Source organism: Bacillus atrophaeus (assembly GCF_039519175.1).
GTDB lineage: Bacteria > Bacillota > Bacilli > Bacillales > Bacillaceae > Bacillus > Bacillus atrophaeus.
In genome coordinates, this window is sequence record NZ_CP154443.1 from 1,518,092 (window position 1) to 1,541,536 (window position 23,445).

The 23,445-nt window shown below is 38.5% G+C and carries 14 protein-coding genes and 4 pseudogenes; 15 read left to right on the forward strand and 3 right to left on the reverse strand.

Annotated features, from left to right (window positions below):
- Positions 1–4 precede the first annotated feature (4 nt).
- Positions 5–547, forward strand: coding sequence for a hypothetical protein (locus AAHT65_RS07980; protein WP_343311290.1), 543 nt, complete (start codon positions 5–7; stop codon positions 545–547).
- A gap of 505 nt (positions 548–1,052) precedes the next feature.
- On the opposite strand, the pseudogene AAHT65_RS07990 reads toward AAHT65_RS07980, so the two are convergent.
- Positions 1,053–1,945, reverse strand: a pseudogene (locus tag AAHT65_RS07990) (DNA glycosylase).
- Between the two features lie 274 nt (positions 1,946–2,219).
- Here AAHT65_RS07990 and AAHT65_RS07995 point away from each other — a divergent pair.
- The 12 genes and pseudogenes from AAHT65_RS07995 to skfG all read left to right on the forward strand — a co-directional run bounded on the left by AAHT65_RS07995 (position 2,220) and on the right by skfG (position 12,992).
- On the forward strand, positions 2,220–2,858 hold the full coding sequence (locus AAHT65_RS07995; RefSeq protein WP_343311291.1) for a bifunctional transcriptional activator/DNA repair enzyme AdaA: 639 nt from the start codon (positions 2,220–2,222) through the stop codon (positions 2,856–2,858).
- Positions 2,842–3,374, forward strand: a pseudogene (gene adaB, locus AAHT65_RS08000) (methylated-DNA--[protein]-cysteine S-methyltransferase). Before AAHT65_RS07995 ends, adaB begins: the two are co-directional and overlap by 17 nt.
- Positions 3,375–4,073: 699 nt before the next feature.
- Entirely contained in the window at positions 4,074–5,591 is a 1,518-nt protein-coding gene (locus tag AAHT65_RS08005; RefSeq protein WP_343311292.1) for an NADH dehydrogenase subunit 5, read from the forward strand.
- 14 nt (positions 5,592–5,605) lie between these two features.
- On the forward strand, positions 5,606–8,224 hold the full coding sequence (locus AAHT65_RS08010) for a YbcC family protein (RefSeq protein WP_343311293.1): 2,619 nt from the start codon (positions 5,606–5,608) through the stop codon (positions 8,222–8,224).
- Positions 8,225–8,300: 76 nt separating this feature from the next.
- A complete protein-coding gene (locus AAHT65_RS08015; RefSeq protein ID WP_088116384.1) occupies positions 8,301–8,834 on the forward strand; it encodes a carbonic anhydrase in 534 nt (177 codons plus the stop codon).
- Positions 8,835–8,900: 66 nt separating this feature from the next.
- Positions 8,901–9,191 (forward strand): DUF6407 family protein, encoded by a 291-nt coding sequence (locus tag AAHT65_RS08020; RefSeq protein WP_088116385.1) that lies wholly within the window; start codon positions 8,901–8,903, stop codon positions 9,189–9,191.
- Between the two features lie 59 nt (positions 9,192–9,250).
- Positions 9,251–9,613, forward strand: coding sequence for a DUF2294 domain-containing protein (locus tag AAHT65_RS08025; RefSeq protein ID WP_061570988.1), 363 nt, complete (start codon positions 9,251–9,253; stop codon positions 9,611–9,613).
- Between the two features lie 396 nt (positions 9,614–10,009).
- Positions 10,010–10,081 (forward strand): annotated as a pseudogene (locus AAHT65_RS21620) (hypothetical protein); the annotation flags it as partial.
- 239 nt (positions 10,082–10,320) lie between these two features.
- Positions 10,321–10,623: a metalloregulator ArsR/SmtB family transcription factor gene (locus AAHT65_RS08030; protein WP_343311294.1), complete on the forward strand. Its 303-nt coding sequence runs from the start codon at positions 10,321–10,323 to the stop codon at positions 10,621–10,623.
- Between the two features lie 131 nt (positions 10,624–10,754).
- Entirely contained in the window at positions 10,755–11,927 is a 1,173-nt protein-coding gene (locus tag AAHT65_RS08035) for an MFS transporter (protein ID WP_343311295.1), read from the forward strand.
- Positions 11,928–12,065: 138 nt separating this feature from the next.
- A pseudogene (locus AAHT65_RS08040) lies at positions 12,066–12,233 on the forward strand (hypothetical protein); the annotation flags it as partial.
- A 243-nt stretch (positions 12,234–12,476) separates the two neighbouring features.
- Positions 12,477–12,992: a sporulation killing factor biosynthesis/export protein SkfG gene (gene skfG / locus AAHT65_RS08045; RefSeq protein ID WP_343311296.1), complete on the forward strand. Its 516-nt coding sequence runs from the start codon at positions 12,477–12,479 to the stop codon at positions 12,990–12,992.
- Positions 12,993–13,221: 229 nt separating this feature from the next.
- Here the strand turns inward: skfG and AAHT65_RS08050 are convergent, their stop codons facing one another.
- Positions 13,222–14,229, reverse strand: a complete 1,008-nt coding sequence (locus tag AAHT65_RS08050; protein ID WP_343311297.1) for a serine hydrolase — start codon at positions 14,227–14,229, stop codon at positions 13,222–13,224.
- A gap of 5 nt (positions 14,230–14,234) precedes the next feature.
- Entirely contained in the window at positions 14,235–15,065 is an 831-nt protein-coding gene (locus AAHT65_RS08055) for a MerR family transcriptional regulator (protein ID WP_343311298.1), read from the reverse strand.
- 313 nt (positions 15,066–15,378) lie between these two features.
- Between AAHT65_RS08055 and AAHT65_RS08060 the strand changes: the two genes are divergently transcribed.
- Both AAHT65_RS08060 and AAHT65_RS08065 read left to right on the forward strand, forming a co-directional pair.
- Positions 15,379–16,356, forward strand: coding sequence for a SagB/ThcOx family dehydrogenase (locus tag AAHT65_RS08060; RefSeq protein ID WP_343311299.1), 978 nt, complete (start codon positions 15,379–15,381; stop codon positions 16,354–16,356).
- Between the two features lie 33 nt (positions 16,357–16,389).
- Positions 16,390–23,397 carry an amino acid adenylation domain-containing protein gene (locus tag AAHT65_RS08065; protein WP_343311300.1) on the forward strand — a complete coding sequence of 2,336 codons (7,008 nt, stop codon included), beginning with the start codon at positions 16,390–16,392 and terminating at the stop codon, positions 23,395–23,397.
- The last annotated feature ends 48 nt before the right edge of the window (positions 23,398–23,445 follow it).

The following is a 23,445-nucleotide window of genomic DNA, read 5'->3' on the forward strand; positions in this document are numbered from 1 at the left end:
CAATATGTCTTTAATGAATACTGAAATGGATGAAATAACTAAACATATGACGTGTTATTTTGTTGCTAGCGTTGTAGATGTTTTAATGAATCATGGATATCGTTTACCTTCAGAGAAAAAGAAATATAATGGAAAAAATATTTTCGTTCCAAGATTCGAAATAAATAAAATTATCAGTGAGAATAAAAATATTTTAGCTAATAAAGGTGATATTGATGTATTAGCCTTGGATGAAAAAAAGAAAATTATATTTAATATAGAAGTAAAGTATTATCAACCTGCGATTTCATTAAAAGAAATGAGATTTAAAGATGAAAAGAAAATTAGTAAAAAGAATACTATTGAAAAAATTAAGAATAGACATGAAGTAATTGAGTTAAATAAAAATTTAGTTTTAGATTTATTTGATATTCAAGATGTAAGTGATGAATATACAGTGAAATCATTAATCGTTACCGCAAGAGAAAATTTCTTTTTAACCTCAAATGATTATCCTTATTATAATTGGAATGAATTTAATAGAGTAGCTGAAGCTAACGAACTTTAATTTTAATCAATCTTTTTTCAAAATGCATGGTTTTCTTCTCACTATAAAATCAATGTTTTCGGCACGCTTTCGATCAAACTTTATTCCAAAGCTACTCACTATAATTGTCTAAAGGGGTGTTTTTATGTCCAAAAGAAAAAGAACATCTACAGTGGAAAAATGAATAAAAAAAGGTGTGGTATAGGACCCGACTTCGATCGGCCCATGGCTATAGATTTAAGATGTTTCTACATAAGGCTGGTCAACGAGCTTAAAAGGCTTTAAAACTAGTAGACTGCATGAATTTTTCAGTGGAGCGAAACTGCTTTTGCTTCACTGAAATAGCAGGTGAACTTGGAATAAAGGACCTTAGAAATCCGAAAACCGGAGAGCCTATTGTAATGACAACAGATTTTTTATGACAATTAATAAAGGGCGAGAAATTCATGACATTAAATTGTGGGCCTTAGGTTTTAAAGGTAAGTCTGCTTTTTATTGCGTACATTTGTGGTTTAGTCGTAATTATTCAGTAAAGGACACGCCACAAATAAAAGGTAGCGTATGATTCCCATTCTTTCCAGGAAAACGATATTTCTAAGATTTCATCTTTCGTAGGCTTTCGGTTCATATTACGTAATATTTTTATCGAATTAATAAGGCCCACATCATCGATTGGAAAAGCTGTCGGGAACCTAAGGCAGCGCATTAGAACATAATTGGCTGTCCAAGGACCGATTCCTCGTATTTTAATTAAGTTTTTTTCAGCATCTTTAAAGTTCATTTTCATTAATTTTTCCCTCGATAATTCTCCACTGGCCATTAATCTGGCAATTCCAATGATATATTCACTTTTTTTTACCGTCATTTTAATATCTGCTAAGTCGGTAGGTGTTAACTGTGCAATTCGTTCGTATGGTGGGAACACCCAATACTTTTTACCATTCCATTCGATAGAATCGCCATCTTTAAGGAGTACGCGAAGGCTAAGTTAATTTGTTGCCCTAACACTCCCCAACATAAAGCTTCAAATAAATCGGGAATGCCGATAACGCGCAATCCATAAAATTTTCGGGTAGGCATTTGAAGTAATGGATCTACTTTTGCCATTTCATAAAATGGTGTTAAATCGTTATCAAGATCAAACCATTCATGAATATATTTTACAACCTTTTCCCGTTTCCACTTTTCAATAGGTCTAGAATCGTTTAGGAATTGAACAACCATTTGTTTATTATTGATTACGCTTATCTGTACTAAGGACCGAATTTCTCCAATGGCTATAACTTTTGTAATTATATCGTTCTCTATTTCATACATGCATTCATTTTTTTCCCTAGTCAGATAGCCTAGGTTAACATTCATGTCGAAATCTTCAGGTAATGTAATTACAATAACGTCATTGACTTCATGCCATGTCACTTATTCATTCTCTTTATCTTAAATAATTATAAGAAAACTCACACTGATTGAAATTTTACTTTATCACATAATAAGCTTTACTCATTTTGTTATCTTGCTATTACATTCTAACCACCTTATTTTTTTCTATTTATGAGGTTATAGTGTTAGTTATCAAGAATGCTAAACGGGAGTGGATTAAAATCGCCCAAGATATAAAAACACGTGTTGAAAACGTAAATTGGGATTCAATTCAAAATGAATTAGATGAGCATTGTAAGGAGAGGTGAGATAAATGCCGGATAGTATCAATAACGGACATAAAGAGAGCCATGATCATAGAATTTCGAATGATGTAGAAATAATAACAGATGAACAGTGGCAAGCAATTATAAATAATGATGCAGCGTACAATAATCAATTTTTATATGCTGTAAAGTCGACAGGGATATTCTGTAAACCATCCTGTAAATCTCGCGTTCCGAAAAAAGAGAATGTATGCATCTTTCCAAACGCAGAACAAGCTCTCCGCGCAAATTTTCGCCCTTGTAAACGTTGCAGGCCCACTAATGAAAATCTGCCTGATAGCGAGTGGGTTGATTTCATTACTGAATACATTGATAAAAAATTCACAGAAAAATTAACTCTAGAATCGTTAGCAAATATTTGTCATGGGAGTCCGTATCATATGCATCGAACATTTAAAAAGATTAAAGGCATAACGCTGGTTGAGTATATACAACAAGTTAGAGTACACGCGGCCAAAAAGTATTTGATTCAAACAAATAAAGCGATTGGGGATATCGCCATATGTGTGGGTATGGCCAACACGTCTTATTTTATTACCTTATTTAAAAAGAAAACTGGACAGACACCAGCACAATTTCGTCAAATGAGTAAAGTGGAGGAAACGTACAATGGAAACAAAGAGTAAACCAACCCTTTATTGGTCTTTACTAATGTTTAAGAATTGGAATTTGTATATTGCTTCAACGTCAAAGGGGCTTGTGTTTGTAGGTTCACAGAACAAACCATTCGAGGAATTGTTCGAATGGGCTAAGAAACGCTTTCCAGGAAGTCCTCTTGTTGAAGATGATGAAAAGCTTGATCCCTATGTCGTTGAAATTACTCAGTATCTAGAAGGAAACCGGAAAAACTTTACTGTTCCAATTGAGTACGTAGGTATGACATTTCAGCTAGCAGTCTGGAATGCACTTGTGAAATCCCTTATGGACAAACGAAATCCTATTCCGACATTGTAAATGATATAAATAAACCCGCAGCTGTTCGAGCTGTAGGCGCCGCTATTGGGGCTAATCCGGTAATAATTACTGTACCGTGCCATCGTGTAATAGGAAAGAATGGCTCATTAACTGGCTATCGGGGCGGATTTGAAATGAAGACACTGCTCCTCGATCTGGAAAAGCAAGCTTCATCTAGCAATGAGTAATAAAATGAGTTTTAATGTAAGAACAGTTACTATGCTTTTTAAAACCATTAAAACCAGGAGTTATGTAAATGTCGTAGTTCATTTAAACCAGCGATGCAGGAGCTACCATCATTTCATGGGTTTCTACAAAAAAATAGAATGGTAGATATGATGAGCCTTGGTTAAATGTACAGGATGTATCTTCAGAGGGAATGAAGGGTTTGATACGTCATTCTCTGTATTCCAACAGCTTGACAACTTTTAAAATTTAGCATATCTTATACTTAACTTAATAACGGCACAGATGTTTATTTTCGTTTGTTTAATTATTAGGTCTTTAGCATTCTTTCAACTAATCTTGACTGGATGAAAAAGAATCCTAATTTAAATGGAAGAGAAACATAAGTCGATTTATTTGATAATCAAGCACTATATTAAATAACGATAATTTCATTCCTTTAGAAGGAAGTTAAAACATAGTATAAAGTAAAATGACCAATAATAAGGTAGCTCTTCAAAAAACTTCGCAGAAGTTAGTTGAAGTGAAGCCGACAATTTTCAAGATTCAATGATCAAAAATATCATTGAAATTTTGAAGTTGTCGGTTTTTTTATTGGAAAAAAATAGAGATAAATAAAATTTGTATTAAATTATAGAAAAATATGATCTGACTTAAAGGTCTTTTGAACAATAACGACATTTAAAAAGGGAGAATTTGAAATGTTAGATTCGCTGAATTTGTCATCATTGTTAACATTATTTTTTATTATGCTTATTGCTTCTGGGATAAGTGGACTATTATTTTTACATCCACGCGTACCCTTGAGTTTTGTTCGCATTCATATCGGTATCTTGGCTTTACCACCGTTGGTTTCCTTAGTGATTCTTGCCAATAGGAGTGTGAATGGGAATGTTGGCCCTTGGTACTTAGACTCCTTAGCTTGGTTAATGACTTTCTTTGTTTTGGCAATTGGTCTAATCATTCAGCGTTTTTCTGTACGTTACTTAATGGGTGATCGATCTTATCGAAAATATTTTACACTTTTTACTTTCACTACAGGTGCTGCTTCAGTTGCATGGTTAAGTGGTGATCTCCGCTTGATGGTTATATTTTGGGGAGCAACTCTTGTCGGTTTAACCCTGCTTATCAGGTTAAACAGTGCTTGGCAAGTGGCCAGTGAAGCAGCCAAGGTTACTGGTCGATTATTTTTGTTAAGCTGGTTTTCTTTGTTTTTCGCGATGGTTTGGCTTTTTCAAGTCACAGGTCAATGGCAGTTATCATTGGTTTTAACAAATGAAAGCTTAGCTCAATTGGGGGCATGGGAGAGAACAGGGATTAATCTATTGATTGTATTAGCAGTGATCATTCCTGCAGCTCAATGGCCATTTCAAAGATGGTTAATTGAGTCTATTGTTGCTCCAACTCCTGTTTCTGCGATTATGCACGCAGGTTTAGTAAATGCAGGCGGGATCATACTGGCTCGATTTTCACCTCTATTTAATGGAGGTATAGCTTCGATTATTTTACTTATACTTGCTAGCATTTCAGTATTGATTGGAACTGGTATTAGTTTAGTCCAGGTTGACTATAAACGCCAGTTAGTAGGCTCAACGATTGGACAAATGGGATTTATGCTCATCCAGTGTGCATTAGGAGCCTATATAGCAGCCATTATTCATCTTATTTTACATGGTTTATTCAAAGCTACGTTGTTTTTAAAGGCTGGTTCGGCAGTACGGCGTCATGAAGGATCAGCTCGCGCTAATGAAGGAACATCCTATTTATGGATCATAGCTGGTCGGATTTTATCCTTAGTTATAGGCGTTGCTTTTTGGCTCATTGCTCCTGGAGAGGGGTATCAATTAATTAGTGCGCTGATCTTAGCGTGGTCATTGTCCGTTTCCTGGACTCAGCTCGTAGCTTTTGGAGAGGGGAGAATTGGTCGAATTGCTGGCTTAACATTTTTAGGAGGAGCAGCCCTCGTATATTTTATCATTCATAACCTCTTCTATAAGTGGCTGCATACAACCATTTTTCAAAGTGTTCAACCTCCGATGTCAGCTGTCATCATTGTCGTATGTCTCTTACTTATTGGTAGTGCTTTAGGTACGTGGGTAGCTCGTCATCGTTCTTCCGTTTTCTTCGCAGTACTCTATCTTCGGTTAGTACGATTAGGTGAAGCAAAATCAAAGACAGTAGAGAATCACCCAGACTACCTTAAACAATATTTATCATAAGGAGCTAATCAGAGATGGGCATTACATCCGTATTAACGAAAGAGAATGTAAAAAAGAAAGAGACAGATATTGATGTTCAAGAAAGAGATCTTAACGTTTTAATCGAATCTGCCAGCCGAGTGATTGCGCCACTTTGGCCTATTTCTACCTTTGCCGCACGTAACCCGTGGATGGGACTTGAAAACCAACCTTTTGATCAGGTTGCAAGTTGGCTGAAAAATACTCGTGATGTTGATATATACCCTAGTGCGTCTATGATTCGTTCAGCAAAGAATAAAGGTGAGATTGATGAAGATTTTGTGGAAATGGGGCTACAGCGTTGGCTTGATTCATATTCCTTTAACATCCCGCGGGACGTGGCGGAGCGATTTTGTCATGCTGGATTAAAATTAGAACCACTGCCTTCCAACCTTTTATCATCACATAAGCTGGAGCAATTGGTGAATGAATGCAGTGGATTGGATCATATCGAGAATGTTTTTATGCAACCAATCAGTTCGTATATAGAGAATCAGGATGGTGAAAGGTTAGTCAATATACTGGATCATCATGTCATTAAGTGGAGTAAATTATATCTTGATGACTCTCAAGCAGGTTGGACAATGCCCAATCGTGAGGAAGGTTTCTATCGTGCCTGGCAGCATCTCATTCAATATGATCCAGCACTTAGTAAAAAGCAGCGTGAAAGGTTAAAAGGTTGGCCGCAAGAGGCACATTTGGCTTTACAGGAAGCCTTAGTTGCGCTAGAAATCCCAGAATCAGAAATTCAGGCTTATCTTGAAGGTCATTTACTTTCCTTACCTGGATGGGCAGGGATGATGCTTTGGCGCTCCCAACAATCGAGCCATGAACATGCACTCCTGACAGATTATTTAGCGGTCCGAATATCCATGGAGTGGGCTCTTATAAAGCCTTATTTACCTTTCAATAATAAACGATCTGAGAAAAACGTTTCGATTACTCCCCTTTTAGCAGCTTGGATTCATTGGGGGGGACTTACATTAGAGGAATGGCCACAGATGTCGGCCGATGAACAAAACGAATATTTATCATTTGCCTATAGCTTTGATGAGAAACTTCGCAGGAAACTTTGGCTAGAAGCTTGGGAACAAACATACACTGATCGATTAAGTCAGAAAATCATCTCAAAACAACGTGAAACCAACGGTAAAAAATCTACATTAGCTCAATTAGCATTCTGCATCGATGTACGATCAGAACCTTTTCGTCGTCAACTAGAAAAAGAAGGTCCGTTTGAAACGATTGGTATTGCTGGTTTCTTCGGGGTGCCGATTGCAACTTGTGAACTTGGCGGTAAACACAGTCATGCCTCCTTGCCGGTCATACAAAAACCACAACATAAAATAAAAGAGTTCGTAGATGAAGATGTACTTGAAAAGTACAACCAACGCAAGCAGGCAGTTCATTCCTTAAGCCATACATTTAAAACGATGAAACAGAATGTACTTACGAGCTTACTTCTACCTGAGCTAAGCGGACCTTGGCTTAGTCTGCAAATGGTGGCACGCAGCTTTGTGCCAAGAAGAGCAGATCGTTTTATTCGTAATCTTCGTGAGACTTGGTTACGGAAACCGGATACAAAACTCTCGATTCATCATGTTAATGACATAGAGGCAGAGATACCTGTGGGTTTTACTGAAGAAGAAAAAGTGAACTATGCTCGCCAAGCTCTAAAAATGATGGGGTTAACAGAAAATTTCGCACCATTAGTTGTGATATGCGGACATGGTAGTCAAAGCACCAATAATCCTTATGCCGCGGCTCTTGACTGTGGTGCCTGCGGTGGAGCAGCCGGCGGATTCAATGCAAGAGTTTTAGCTGCTTTATGTAATCTTTCAGAGGTAAGAGAAGTTCTTTTAACTGAAGGAATTAAAATCCCGGAGGATACGGTTTTTGCCGCCGCTGAACATAATACAACGGTGGATGAATTACATTGGCTTTATGTACCAGAACTTTCCGAAGCTGCACAGGAAGCATTTGAACATATCGAAGCTATTATGCCGAAAGTGAGACATAACGTAAATGCAGAACGTCTAGCCCAATTACCGAATTTCCAATCGAAACTTAAAAATCCGAAGGCTGAGGCACACCGATTTGCGGAAGATTGGAGTGAGATACGTCCGGAATGGGGACTGGCTCGTAATGCCGCTTTTATTATCGGCCAACGTGAACTAACACAGGATTGTGATTTGGAAGGAAGAGCTTTCCTTCATAATTATGATTGGAAGCAGGATGAAAGCGGTGAACTCCTAGCAAATATTATTGCAGGACCTGGAACTGTGGCCCAATGGATTAATTTACAATATTATGCATCAACAGTAGCACCTCATTATTATGGCAGCGGAAATAAAGCAACTCAAACCGTTACTGCAGGTCTCGGAGTTATGCAGGGGAATGCAAGTGACTTGTTAGCCGGACTGCCTTGGCAATCCGTCATGCAATCAGATCATGAGGCTTATCATTCTCCTCTTCGTTTGTTGATTGTCATCCAAGCACCTAGACAACATGTAGAACGGTTATTAAATAATGACTCAGTATTTCTGCAAAAAGTCCAAAATGGATGGGTTCGACTGGCTAGTATTGATCCAGAAGGATGTTGGGAAAGCTGGTAACTATTAATATAAACATTTATCAAATGGATTTGTTACTCAATATAAAAATGATAAACATAAAGAAGAGGTGTGCTATATGAATGTAAATAAAAATAAAAAAGTATTATTTTTGACGGACATTGAAAACGGCTTGGAGCCTATTTTACAAGAAGTGACTAACACTCCAGCAGAAAATATGTTGACTCTACAAAGCTATGGTGCCGCTATCTCACATCCTTATGAAGAAATAATGAGGTCTGTTATTATTGCAATTTATCAGGAAAATGTTGAGGAGATTTTTGTTGTAGGAACAAAAGATAAGAGAACTTCAACAGGTAATGTACTAACTCAACTTGAAACAATGAAAGATAAAATACAAACATTGGATTATCTTTTTCAAAATTGCAGGCCTGAATTTTCAGGTGGTACATTCGATGAATGGCTAAATGGGGATGAAAATAGTAGTGACGCTATCGAAAAAAGTGTTGATATCATTCGTAATCATCCACTAGTGCCGTCATATGTTAAAGTTAAAGGTTTAATTGTTAATCATAAGGATGGAAAATCCTCAATTGTTGAGGTTCCTGCTATTAAAACGGCGTCAAGCTTACCTGATCATTGCTTGTCATGATGAAATGGAAGGAGTCAACTTCTATGCACCATATATGGGGGAGAAAGCAGGTCTAAGGAGAATGTAATGGGCGCTAATTTAACTGATTTTGTCACGAAAACAATAGAGGAAATGAGTCAGTTTGATCGTGAAAATATGGAATGTCTGAAAAAAATAATTAGAAAAGCAATTGATTTTTATCATTTAAAATCTTATGAAGAAGTTGAGGAAACCCATTTAGGGAGCATTCGTATTTTGCATGTACACTCTATGATGGAAGAAAATATGTTATCCAAAATGATAGTGGTCTCTAGAAACGGTAAAACTGATTTGGATATTGAAGGTGTATATGAAGGACATGTTGTAAGAGAATATTAATGAGACGAACTAACAAATAGAATATGCTGCTAATTATTTTGCCAGGAGATGTTTTATATATGAAGAAATCGAAGGGTTCTTATGAATCAGAGATCAGTAAGTCAATTACGCAATGGGAAAAGGATTATCTTGGGCGCGGGTCTGTGTCTGTTAAGACTGATATATTGCGGGATATGATCATTGTTAATTTAAAGGGAATTTTAACACCAGCTGAATATACAGTTTGTGGAACAAAAGAGGGTATGTTATCTATAAAACAAACTCGTTCGGAATTAGTTGAATCAGGTATAGATGGTCTTAAGGATATCATCCTAACGATAACTGGAGAAAAAGTGAAAAGTTTTCATACTGATTTAAGCTCTCGGACAGGTGAACGAGTGATGGTATTTAAATTATGTAATGATCTGGAGAAAAAATTATAATATAAAGAATTAAAATGTTTTATTAAACACTGCTACTCAAAAATGTCTGCGATTACTAGTAGAGCTAAGTAGAGGTCTGAAACATTCGGGTTATTCGTTTAAAATTTTACTTTTTTGAACAGGACGGAAGTTATTATTAATTGAACATAATTTTACAGCTCTTGCATCATTGATGATTTAAATTCACAACCTAAGCGGATGCAAAGAGATATCAATTCATAACACACTGTCTTGTTTTTCCAAAAGATTCAATGGTTCATTTTGAAAAATCTAACATCCGCTTTTGTTACGAGCGGATGTTTTTTACAGTCTATTTAAAATACATGAATGTGATGCTGGTGGATCACTTGAACAATATTAAATTCATTTTAACTGGAAGTCATGAAAAACATTCTTAAATACCCGAACACAAGCATTCGCGGAAACGTCAAGGAAGTTGCCGCTCGCGGAGCAAACACATGCATCATTATGGCTTTGAAGCGAAAATTTATGATGTTATGGATATTGGAGAGATAAAAAAGCAGTATTAGAGCAAAGTATATATAAAGCAACGCTTTCTAATGGTCAATCTAGCAGTAGATATGCGAAAGTTAAGTTCTGTAATACCTCCAACGGGACTGAAATAAGTCTTCAGATTTTTAAGAAGTCAGTCATCAAAAACGAAAAAACAAATTGACATATCGAAATATAACGATATAATAATCGATATGGAACCAATTGAAGTATTCAAAGCCTTATCAAATGAATCAAGGCTGCAAATTTTACAATGGCTGAAGGAGCCTGATCGTCATTTTGCACCCCATGAAGGGATTGATATGAACACAATCGGGGTATGTGTCAGTCAAATAACAGACAAATTGAAAATGACGCAATCAACGGCTTCCCAATATCTCACCATCCTTTTAAGAGCCGGCCTGATTAAGGCGGAACGAATCGGAAAGTACACGTATTACAAAAGAGATGAAAAAGCCATTGGGAAACTTGCTGACTTTCTTAAAACAGAGATTTAAAAAATAAACATCAAAAGATGTTTATTTTTACGTTAAACATATCGACATATTACGATGTGTTTATTTTTTAAAATTAACATATCGATATTTCGTGATATGTAGTTTTATTAATAATTAAGGAGTGAACGTTTATGTCTAACACCTGGAGAATTTATACTTTAGCCATTGTAAGCTTTTTAGTCGGAACTTCAGAGTACATCATTTCCGGTATTTTGGATCACATTGCTCATACACTCGGGATAACCTTGGCTGCCGCGGGCCAGCTTATTACGATCTTTTCACTTGTATATGCTCTTTTCACACCCGTACTTATGGCATTGACAGCAAGTATTGATAGACGCAGATTGATGATTTATGCTCTCGGTTTGTTTGTGTTCGGCAATATCTTGGCCTTTGTCCTGCCTGGTTATGGATGGTTTATTGCAGCGCGGATCATTATGGCGATGGGAGCAGGTGTTGTTGTTGTAACCGCATTAACGATTGCCGCTAAGATTGCGCCGGAAGGGAAGCAGGGCAGTGCCATCGCTACGGTCGTTATGGGATTTACCGCTTCTTTAATCATTGGTGTTCCGCTTGGAAGAATGATAGCAGTAACATTAGGCTGGAAGTCTGTATTTGGTGCAATTGCTTTGTTGGGATTGATCGCAATGGTCGTTATATTCTTTACTCTTCCGCATACTGAAGGGGATAAACCTGTACCCTTGCTTCAACAGCTTGCTCTTTTAAAAAAACGGAAAGTAGCGATGGGATTATCAATCACTTTCTTCTGGCTCGGGGGATATTCTGTTGCTTATACCTATTTGTCACCTTATCTCTTGAACATTTCAGGAATAAGCGGCAAGCTGCTTAGCGGTGTTTTGCTTATATTTGGAATTGCTAGTTTGGTTGGATCAAAGTTTGGGGGGTATAGCACCGATAAATGGGGAGTGCCCTTTACACTCGTTGGCGGGATGACATTGCATATCGTCACACTGATTCTGCTGTCACTTGTCACCCATTCCTATATCGGAGTGTTGGTGATTCTGATATTATGGTCGTTTGCCGCATGGTCTACCGGTCCGACACAGCAATTTCACCTGGCTACAATAGAACCGGAAATGTCAGGTGTTTTGCTTAGCATGAATCAGTCAATGATGCAATTCGCCATGGCAGTCGGAGCAGGAATAGGAGGGGTTTTTGTAGAAAACGTATCATTGGCCTCGATTACCTGGATTGGTGCATTAGGGGTTATGATTGCAATTATTGCATCATTGATGATTTTTCATTCACAACCGAAACAGGCGCTAAAAGATATCAATCAATAATATGCTGCTTTGTTTTCCTTCTTAAAATTCAATGGGTTCATTTCGAAAGATCTAACATCCGCTCGTAAATACAAGCGGGTGTTTTTTACAAGCTGTTCAAAGTCCGTCCATAAGCCTTCCAAGGACCGACACCGTTCTGTATGTGTCGAAGGCGCACTGAAGCTGAAAGAGATTTCTTAAGGCTTTGCCAGCGGCGAGCTGAAGCACGGCACGATTGCCTTGATCGAACAAGGTACACCAGTATTCGCACTGGCAACTCAAGAGCGTATAAACCTAAGCATCCGCGGAAACGTCAAGGAAGTTGCGAAATTTAAAAAGGCAGCCGAGTTTCTTATAGTAGGACTGATACTAATTGATAAACAAGTTAACACTAACTAGTATATGATGTCAAAATGGTCAGTTTGTTAGTCATTTTATTAGCTCCTCACAGGAGTATTTACAGTGCTTGTGGTATTTATATGTTAATTGGAAGTTAAGGCGCTTACTGATATATCTCTATGGAAAAAATATGCTGAGTGTCTGTTATCAAACGAGGGGAGGGGCTCTTTTATGAAATCAAATGGGGATGAATTATCGCTGTCTGTTCAGAATTTAGCGAACACAAATGAGATCACGATTGTTCAAGCGATAGGGGAGTTAAAGAAATCAGGAAAAGATGCAATACCTGTTTTGGTTGAGGCCTTAAAAGAGGAAGGCTCTTTGCGTAATATCGCTGCGGCTGTTTTAGGTGAGTTTGGGGAAGATGCGGGTGAAGCAGCGGAGGAGCTGTCATGTTTATTAAAAAGTCATGCCGAAGATACAAGGATGGCTGCGGCCATTTCACTCATGAGAATCGGGAAGCCCAGTCTGCCCTTTGTCATCAAAATCGCTCAAGAAAATGAAGGACAATCATGCTTTTGGGCGTCTTGGTGTATTGCATGGATCGATCCGTCTCGCATTGAACCGAAGATGTATGAATGCCTAAAACACGAGCAGGAACATCCTTCAGGAATAGTTGCTCCGTTTGCGGCTGAAGAGGCATTAGGAAAGCTGATTGCTTTTCAGCTTAAAGATAAGGAGGATTGAAAGTAGGGTAGTAGATGTGGAAGTTTTGTATGACTAAGAAAATAACACCTTCAGGGATTTTTAGTAAAAATAATCATAAGGAACCCTCATTCTCTATTTAGTTCGCGATGAAATTAGAAAATTGACGGGACGAGATTTTCTAATTGGCGGTTATTGGCAGCCTTCTCTAAGGAGAAAGATATTGAGAAGGCTGCCGCTTATTTCGATGCTTTTCTTCTCCATTTTAAGTTTAATCTTTCATAGGCAGGACAATGCACTCCTTAATTAACTGCCACCTATCACGAGCATTCATGGTGAATTCTGATGCGATCGCTACGACCAGGTCTTTTTCTGGAACACAGCAAATCACATTACCGCCATCGCCAAGCGCTGAGTATGAGAAAACACCTTCCTCATCACGCAGCCACCATAGATAGCCGTAGTTATTGGGGTTCATCGCTGTTGATTCGCCAATCCATGATCTTGGAATGATCTGTTGATTGTTCCAAGTACCATGATTCAAATAAAGATAACCAAACCGTGCCATATCCCGTGGAGTCAGCGTAAGCCCCCATCCTCCGGTTGAGTTGCCGTCCGGGTCGTTCACCCACCCCTTCACATGTTTACCGAATAGATCGTCAAAGCCAAATGATTTCATTTCATAATGGGGAATTTCTTTCATGCCAAGCGGTTTAAACAAGTGTTCGTTGGCAAACTCGCGGGCGCTTTTGCCTGTGCTGCGGGTGATGATGGCTGACAGCAGATGCGCGCCTGCGGTGGAGTATTTAAATGTGCCGATTGTTCCTGATTGGCCCAGCATATCCAGCGTATAGGTGATCCAATCTGGCTGCATACACATCTTGTCGAGCGGTTCGTGCAAGTCTTCAAATGGATAGGGAGCCGTCATTGTAAGTAGATGGCGTATGGTGATGTCTCGTTTCTGTTTGTCAGCAGGATGGGGTATATATTCCGGGAAAAAGTCGAGCACCTTTTGATCGACATGTTTTATGCATCCTGTATCTATCGCAATCCCGATGAGAATGGACATGATACTTTTGGTTACTGATGCCACATGATGCGTATCTTCCGGTCCATAGCCATGATAATAGCGCTCATAAACGATGCAGCCATTTTTCACAACCACAATACCGTTTATATTGCTGTATTCGGACTTTATCTTAGGATCAAGCTCAGACAGTTTTTCGGCGTCCATCCCCAAGGCTGCCGGGTTTGCAGTTGGCCAGTCGTTTCTTTGCATGACAGTTACCTCTCTTTTTTCTTTATTGGAAAATACACTTCGGTCACAATATCCTCTGAAACGGCGGCATGAAGGTGATCGGTTACATACACTTCATAGGGTGATTTCACCAATTCATAGCCTTCATCTTCGACCCATTCCCTCAGCTTAGCGTATACCGAGGTCAATTCTGCATATGGCCCCTTTAAAACAGACTTCGCGCAAAGGCCTCCGGGCAGATCTCTCGTACCCTTTACAGTCTCCTCTATTGGAATCGCAAACTCTGTATCATTGCCGGCAGGGTCGTACTCAGGGCTGTGATAAATTGTCATGGGCGTACCGAGCAAGGTAAGTTTATCAACGGCAATTCTTTCATATAGCCTGCTAAAATACTTCTCATACCCTAGGGTGTAGTCATCACTGCTCATCATTTGGCGTATATAAAGGATGTTCATTGGCTGGGTTTCAGCAAGCACTACTTCTATATCGTCAAGCCATGACATCATTGGTTTGCCTTTCTCTGCACGCAGAATATCGTGGTTCAATTGTGTAAGGGTATATTCATAAGCATTGATCTTTTCCTGTACTTCTTTTCTTTTTCGATGAAGGGCAGAACCAAGCTTTTCTTCTGCCTGATCCTCTTCTACATCGAGAATGTTTTTGATTTCTTCCAGAGAAAAATGATACGACTTTAAACGATTAATCAAGAGCATTTCTTTCAGCTGCCTGATCGAATAATATCGATATCCATTTTCAGGGTTAATGTCTTCGGGGTGGATTAATCCAATTTCATCATAGTATCGCAGTGTTTTTGTTGATACTTTGCATATCTTCGAAAATTCACCAATCGATAGCAAGCGATCACCTCCATGCTCCAAATGTACACCTTTCCGTACGGGCAAAGTCAAATGTGAAAATAAAACTGTTCCAGTTATTTATTTTCATATCGTATCCTTTCAGTATAGGTGAGATGAAGGGGGTGAGAAACGAATGGGTAAGAAAAAATTAAGACTTAAATACGAAGTAGAAATTCATGGATTGATAGAGTTATTTTTTAGCAGGGAATAGAATCATACTTATAGAATAGTTTTATGTACGATATAAAGGTTGTTTTTTTGTGGGTTGGAAGATTGCATTTTTAAAATAAATTAACCTTTTATGGAGGGGAATATGAGCGAGCAAATTTATTATTGGTCTCCTATTAAGCATTGGGAGAAGTGGGATAATGGAGTTTTGATAGGGGAAACGAGATATACAGGAGTTGTGTCTGAGTGGTTTCCTGAGTTTTATTTTCTTGCTCAAAAGGGGGTGACGGTCAGTCAGCTATTAGAGCGCTTTTCGTTAGGGAGTGAAGAAGAGGCACAAAAAATAGTAGAACTTATGATAAAGAATCGGGTGTTAATAAGTAACATATTACATCCAAGAGAAGTTTTCTCCACACAAGAAAAAATTTTTCCGAATCCATATAGCGATCAGATTCGCTTCTCTAAAGATGATCTAGATAAGTATATCAGTGAACAATTAAATCGAATGCATCCTGCTGCGCGGTCAACCGGAATTCAGCTCGAACCAAAAGGTGAGCTTCCCGCTATGATCAGGGAGCGCAGATCTTGCCGCCAATTTGATATGAAAAACCCCGTACCTTTTTCAGAAATTTCGCAACTGTTCTCAACTTTCAAACAGAGGAAAGAAGAAAAAATCTACTACCATTACGCCAGTGCGGGCGGAGTTTATCCCATTGATATTTTTGTTTATATAAAACCGAAACGTGTAGAAGGTGTGAAAGCTGGTTTTTATTATTATAGCCCATCAGAGAATAGTCTTTTGCTTGTAAACAACATTGACCAAGTAATCAAGAGTGACCATGAGATGATTAACCAGGAATTATTTACCCAGTCTGCCTTTTCGGTTTATCTAGTCTATAATGCAAACGCTTCCATGCCTAAATATGGTTCAGATGGCTATTTATTTGCTTGCATTGAATCAGGCATCATCACTGCTACGTTAAATATGGTGGCTGAGACATTAAACTTGGGGATTTGTTCCGTTGGGCATATGAAATTTGAGGATATTCATCGCTTTTTAAGTTTGGACAACCATCAAGTATTTCTCCACGGGATTGAAGTTGGGTTAAAAATCAGCGAATAGATAGAAATTAATGTTAAGGGGCTGAAGATAAAAATGCAAATTAAAGATCTGAGTTCGATTCATGATTATAAAGTGACAGAATCGTTTTGGAAAGAGCAATTATCTTCCGATGTACCCGATTATTCGTTATTTAATAGCGGTTATCAAATGAATAAAGACAATCCATGCGGCCATGTTCAAGTCATAATGGATGCAGAGCTTAGTCAAAGTTTACAAAAAGTAAGTAAGTCACAGGATTTATTTTTATTTAGCTGGTTACAGGCTGCTTTAAGGGTTTGCTTGGTACATTATACAGACCAAGAAAGGATCACAATCGGGGTTCCTGTAATTGGAAAAGATCACGAACAAAGAGAGAATCTGAATGATTTGCTTCCTATAGGAACTGAAATCGATCCCCATCACTCCTTTAAGCAAGTAGTGGAGCAGGTTCAACAAACGACTTTACTTGGTTATGAAAATCAGCGTTATCCACTCTCTGAATTATTAGCGAAGCTCTATTCAACTCCATTTCAAATCGTTTTGGGGATGGAAGGATTACATAATAAGAGTTCAATAGAAGAATGCTTAGAGAATGAATTAGCCATCTGGATACGAAGAAAATGGAATGAAAAGCATAATGAATTTGAATTTCAATTTTCTTGCAAGTCTCATTCTCTTTTTCCTTTGCAACAGTTTGCCAAATCTTATCTTTATGTTTTAAAGCAAGTGTTGAGAAATCCTGATCTGGCTGTAAAAGACATCTGTATCATTTCGGAAGAAGAAAAAGAGTTGCTGGAAGGATTTAATCAAGTTCAGATGGGCATAGATTTGTCCCAAACATTTCAGGATTTGTTTGAGGAGCAAGTGTTGAAAACTCCAGATCAAATTGCTGTTATTTGTAATGATCAATCTTTGACATATAGAGAATTGAATAAGAAAGCAAATCAATTGGCTTCTGTTCTTCAAAGTAAGGGTGTATCCAAAGAAAGTATTATTGGGGTTATGGTAGATCGATCATTGGAAGTGATTATTGGGATGATGGGGATTTTAAAAGCCGGAGGGGTTTATCTGCCAATCGATCCTCACTATCCCATTGAACGAATTGAATATATGTTACAAGATAGTCAAGCAAAATGGTTACTGAGCAAGCGAACAGAGCAAGAATTGCCGCAATTTGCCGGTGAGGTGTTGTATCTTGATGAGGAACATCTCTTCCAAGGTGAAGAAAGCAATCTAGATCGAGAAAGTGAACCTAGTGATTTGGCTTATATTATTTACACATCAGGATCAACAGGAAATCCAAAAGGCGTAATGGTCGAACAGAGATCCCTCGTCCATTTCTTAAGCATTATGAGAGAAAAGCTAAAAGATAATCAGTCGTTCTTGTTTCTTGCCAGTGTTTCTTTTGATATATCTCTGTTAGAAATATGTATCCCTTTAACTCAAGGCTCGAAGGTAGTCATTGCTACAGAGGGACAGTTTGCAACAAAAGAATTGGCTCATTTGGTCAAAGAACATAAGGTGGATTTATGGGAATCGACCCCATCGCGAATGGAATTGATTTTGAGTGATCCAGAAGGGGCAGAGTTTCTAAGAGATTTAAAGTCCATTTTGTTAGCAGGAGAAGCATTTTCGATTGATTTGATTGAAAAAATCCGAAGCATCAGCGAAGCGCAAATTTTAAATATCTATGGTCCGACAGAAACCACCCTTTGTGCAGCATTAAAAGATTTGAGTACCGCCAAAGAAGTGACGATCGGGAAACCTAATCCCAATTATCGTTCTTATGTATTAAATAAATATAGTCAAATGAAACCTTGGGGAATGCCGGGAGAGCTCTGTGTTGCCGGAGTGGCGGTAGCTCGGGGTTATCTTGGCAAATCTAAATTGACAGATGAAAAATTTGTCCCGAATCCTTTTGTGGCTGGAGAAACGATGTATCGTACCGGTGATCTCGTCCGATGGTTACCTAATGGAGAACTTGAATATCTCGGTCGAATGGATCATCAGGTGAAAATACGGGGATATCGGATCGAATTAGGGGAAATCGAGGCTCAGCTAAAGAGACATCCAGAGATAAGCCGAGCTGTTGTTGTTGATCAGGTAGATGGAAACAGAAAATTGTTAGCTGCTTACTATGTATCAGATAAGAAGATCCCTTTTGAAGAGCTCAGAAAATATCTAAACAATAAATTGCCTGAGTTTATGATTCCCGAAAAAATGATTCAGGTAAAAGAGATTCCACTGAATCCAAATGGGAAAGTGGATCGAAAAAGGTTGTTGGATTTAACTCAATCAGATCAAATATCCATCCCATATGCCGCCCCGCGTAATCAAATCGAACAGAAATTGGTGCAAGCATGGGAAAAAGTGATGGAGATCGAGCGGATCGGTATTCATGATAACTTTTTTGCCTTAGGAGGAGAGTCAATTAAGGCACTACAGATTATCAACTTATTAGGAAAAGACCATCTGAAAGTAAGTACAAGGGATATTTTTAAACATCTCACGATTGCTCAACTTAGTTCTTGTGTAGAAGTGGAGCAGAAAGAAGAAAGTCTAGATAAAATACCAACCCGTGTTAAAGATTTGTCCAAGCCATTTTCCTTAACAGAAGTTCAGACAGCGTACATGTTAGGGCGTAATCCGCAGTTTGAATTAAGCGGCATTTCACCTCAAACGTATTCTGAATATGAAACAAAATTAGATATCAATCGGCTTTCGCAAAGTTTCCAAAAGGTAATTCAGCGCCATCCTATGTTACGAGCTGTGATCTTGCCAGAGGGAAAACAGCAAATCTTACAAGACGTTCCTGATTATCAGATTGAAATAGAAGATCTCACTGGTTTAGATGATGGAAAACAAAATGTTCGATTGCAAGAAGAACGTTCTCGAATGACCAACCATGTATTTCCTTTGGGGCAATGGCCTTTGTTTGAATTGAAAGCCTTTCTTTTAAAAGAGGACACTTATTTGTTATGTTTTCGATATGATGCTTTATTGATGGACGGGGCAAGCATGAACATTGTTGGACATGATTTGTTGCATTATTATCACAAACCAGATCAAAGGTTGGAATCTCTTTCTTTTGATTTTCAAGATTACATGTTCATCTATGATGAAATGGAACAAAGCAAAGAATATAAAAAAGCAAAAGATTATTGGACAAGCAAGCTGCCTGACTTTCCATTTGCCCCATCTCTGCTGTTAAAAAAGGATCCGGCAGAGATTGCTACACCTACCTTTCAATCACTTACTAAGATTTTGGACAAAGACAAATGGACGAAGTTACGAAAGCTGGCACAAGAGAAAGAAGTGACTCCTTCCGCCCTTCTTTGTACGATATATGGAGAAGTGTTGGCATATTGGAGTAATCAACGTCGATTGGCAATTAACCTGACTGTATTTAACCGTTATCCTGTTCATGAAGAAGTAGAGCAGATTGTTGGAGATTTCACGTCACTCATCTTGTTAGACATGGATATGAATCCAGAGCAATCTTTCTTTACCAGAGTGGAGCAAACTCAATCGACTTTGTTAGATGGACTTGAACATCGTCATTATGATGGAGTTAGCTTTATTCGAGATTTTACTCGTTATCACCAAATGAGACCAAAAGCAGTCATGCCAATTGTTTTCACCTCGATGCTGGCAGGCGCAGGTGCTTTTGCTTGGGAGCAGCTTGGCTCTCTCCGCCGTATTCACGCTCGGACGCCGCAAGTATATTTGGATAATGTGGTAATTGAAAAAAATGGAGAGTTATTGATTAGCTGGAACTATGTAGGAGAATTGTTTGATGTTGATGTGATGGAAGCAATGTTTTCCCAATTTGTCGATCTGTTGGAACAATTGGTGAAACAAAGAGACGTAACCTCTCTGCAAGTGAAAAAATCGGATCAGACTTTAATTGAGCAGTACAATCAGACAACAGAAAAAATACCTTCCGCTACCCTGTATCAATTGTTTGCAGACCAAGTACAACGTACCCCTGATCAAGTGGCAGTAGTCTTTGAACAAGAGTGGTTGACTTACTTAGACCTTCATCAACGCTCCAATCAAGTTGCTCACTATTTGCAGGAACAAGGGATTGGTCTAGGTGACAGAGTTGGTCTTTTGGTACAGAGACGGGTTGATACGATTGTTAATATGGTGGGGATTTTAAAAGCAGGTGCTGCTTATGTACCCATCGATCCCGATCATCCACCAGATCGACAAACATATATCTTAGAAAATAGCTCATGCAAACTTTTGTTGGAATCTGGTCTTTATGAAGAGAAACATTTGTCATCATATGCAGCCGAAGATCTGCCTGCCATTGCTGGTCCGGAAGATCTTGCCTATATTATCTATACTTCAGGAAGTACCGGAAAACCAAAAGGAGTGATCATTACTCACCAATCGGTTGCAAATACCATTCAAGATATCAATCAAAAATATCAGGTGAATGAAGATGATCGCATTATTGGCATCTCCTCTATGTGTTTTGACCTCTCTGTATACGATATTTTTGGAACGTTAAGTACAGGTGCAATGTTGGTGATGATTCGTGATCCGAGAGACATGCAAGAACTGATCCGTACGGTCGAGCGCAGAGGAATTACGATCTGGAATACAGTACCTGCAATCATGGATTTGGCATTGGATCAGGTAGGTTCTCATTTTGAAAATTCTTCCTTGCGTTTGGTCTTACATAGCGGGGATTGGATTCCACTTCCTTTACCAGAAAAAATAAAACGACATTTCCCGGTTGCGGAAGTCATTTCACTGGGAGGGGCAACAGAAGCATCAATTTGGTCGATTTACTATCCAGTCAAACAGGTGGAAGCACACTGGAACAGCATTCCATATGGGATGCCTTTGGCAAACCAAACGTATTATGTGCTGAACTACGATAAAAAAATGTGCCCAGTTGGTGTGATCGGTGATTTATACATTGGGGGAGTGGGTCTTGCCCAAGGATATTTGAATGATGAACAGAAAACGAACGAAGTGTTTGTGTCACATCCAGACCTGGGTCTTATTTACAGGACAGGGGATTGTGGCAGGATGCATCCCAAGGGGTATATTGAATTTTTAGGACGTCAAGATTACCAAGTCAAAATTCAAGGATATCGAGTGGAGTTAAAAGAGATCGCCCATTGCCTTCTCACTTACAAACAAGTAGACCAAGCTGTAGTGATTGACCAGACAGATGAGAATGGGATGAAATTTTTAGTTGCATATGTGGTAACTGAGCAAGATATCAGTACAACAGAACTGCGAAAACATTTGCGAGACCACTTGCCAGAGTACATGATCCCTTCTTATTTTGTTTATTTGGAGCGACTGCCCTTGACCCCTAATGGAAAATTAGATCGAAAGGCGCTTCCTGCTCCGGAGAAACAAACAAATGAGGTATATATTGCTCCAAAAACTGAAATGGAAAAAGTATTGACCAGGGTATGGCAAGAAGTGCTCAAAGCAGACCAAATCGGAGTAAATGATCATTTCTTCGCCTTGGGCGGTGATTCGATTAAGGCCATTCAAGTTTCTGTACGACTTTATGCACAAGGATTTCAGTTAGACCCTAAAAGTCTATTTGACTTCCCTGTATTAGGTGATATGGTTCATTCTGTTAAGAGACTAGACCATCCTTCACACTCACAAACAGATGATAACAAAAAGAAAGAAAATAAAGTTACATCACTGGATGTTAGTGATAAACAGCTTAATCAACATACGCTTCACAAAATACTAGAAAAAATGCCGGATATAAAAATAGAACGAATCTATCCATTGGCACCCTTCCAACAAGTTATTTATGAACATGCTGTAGCTGAACCCGATACCAATGCTTATTTTGAACAAACGATTTGGACACTTGAGGGGAAACTGGATGTAGATCTCTTTATTCAGTGTTTTAAGCAATTAGTTGATCGTCATGATTCTCTAAGAACGATTATTGTGCAAGATGAACAAGAACAGCCTTGGCAAGCTGTGTTACATGATGTTCAAATGATTTCAGAGGTACAAAGCTTGATTGAAATGACGAGACAGGAGCAGCAGGAATACTTGGACCAGTGGATGAGTGAAAATTCAGGTCGAGGGTTCAATCATGATGAACTCATGACCCGTCTCTGTGTATTTCAACTAGGGAATGACGAGCATAAGGTAGTTTGGAGTGCCCATCATCTATTATGTGATGGTTGGAGTGTCAGTATTTTGGTAGACGAATTATTCCAACTCTATGAAGCAAAAAATGCGGGAACTACAGTAGAATTATCTCCAGCAAAACCTTTTCAAGCATTCATTGACTGGACTTTAGAGCAAGACCATGAGAAAGCACGCCATTTTTGGCGCGATTATTTATCAGGGTACAATCGAAAAATCAGTATTCCCAAAAAGAAAGTACCAACTCAAAGTAAAGAGTTAAGCTTCACATTTATGGATTTAACGTTGGATGAGGATCTGACCAATCAGTTACGGACATTTGTAACCAAACACCATGTAACCATGAATTCGGCTTTACTAGCTGTATGGGGTATATTGCTTGGCAAATACAATGGAACGAAAGAAGTAGTATTACCCAATCTGGTATCAGTCAGACCTCCCAAAGTGGAAGGGATTGAAAATATGTTTGGTCTGTTCACAAATGTTTTGCCTATCCGAGTAGCCTGGGCAGAAACGCAATCTTTTGTGGATCTTCTGCAAAAAGTTCAGCAAGAAACATTGAAATGTAATGAGTATGCTTACTTTTCATTTGTTGAGATCCAAAAACAAAGTGAGTTGAACGATCAGTTGACCGACCATCTTTGGGTGTTTGAAAACTATCCCGCCAACCCAGCCATTTTCTCTTCAAATGAGAACAGAAATTTTGCCATCACAGATTACCAAGTCGTTGATGAACCGCATGTGAAGTACGGAATTATATGCTTCCCTGAAGAGAAACTTACAATGAAGTTTGGATATAATCAAAATATCTATGAAGCGGAGCAAATACAGGAAATATTGAATCACCTCCATACGTTAATCAAAACGATCGTTCATCATCCAACACAGACAATCGACGATTACCAATTATAAAAAATGAAAAGGCGAGCAACAACTCGCCTCTTAAAATTGAATAGGAGT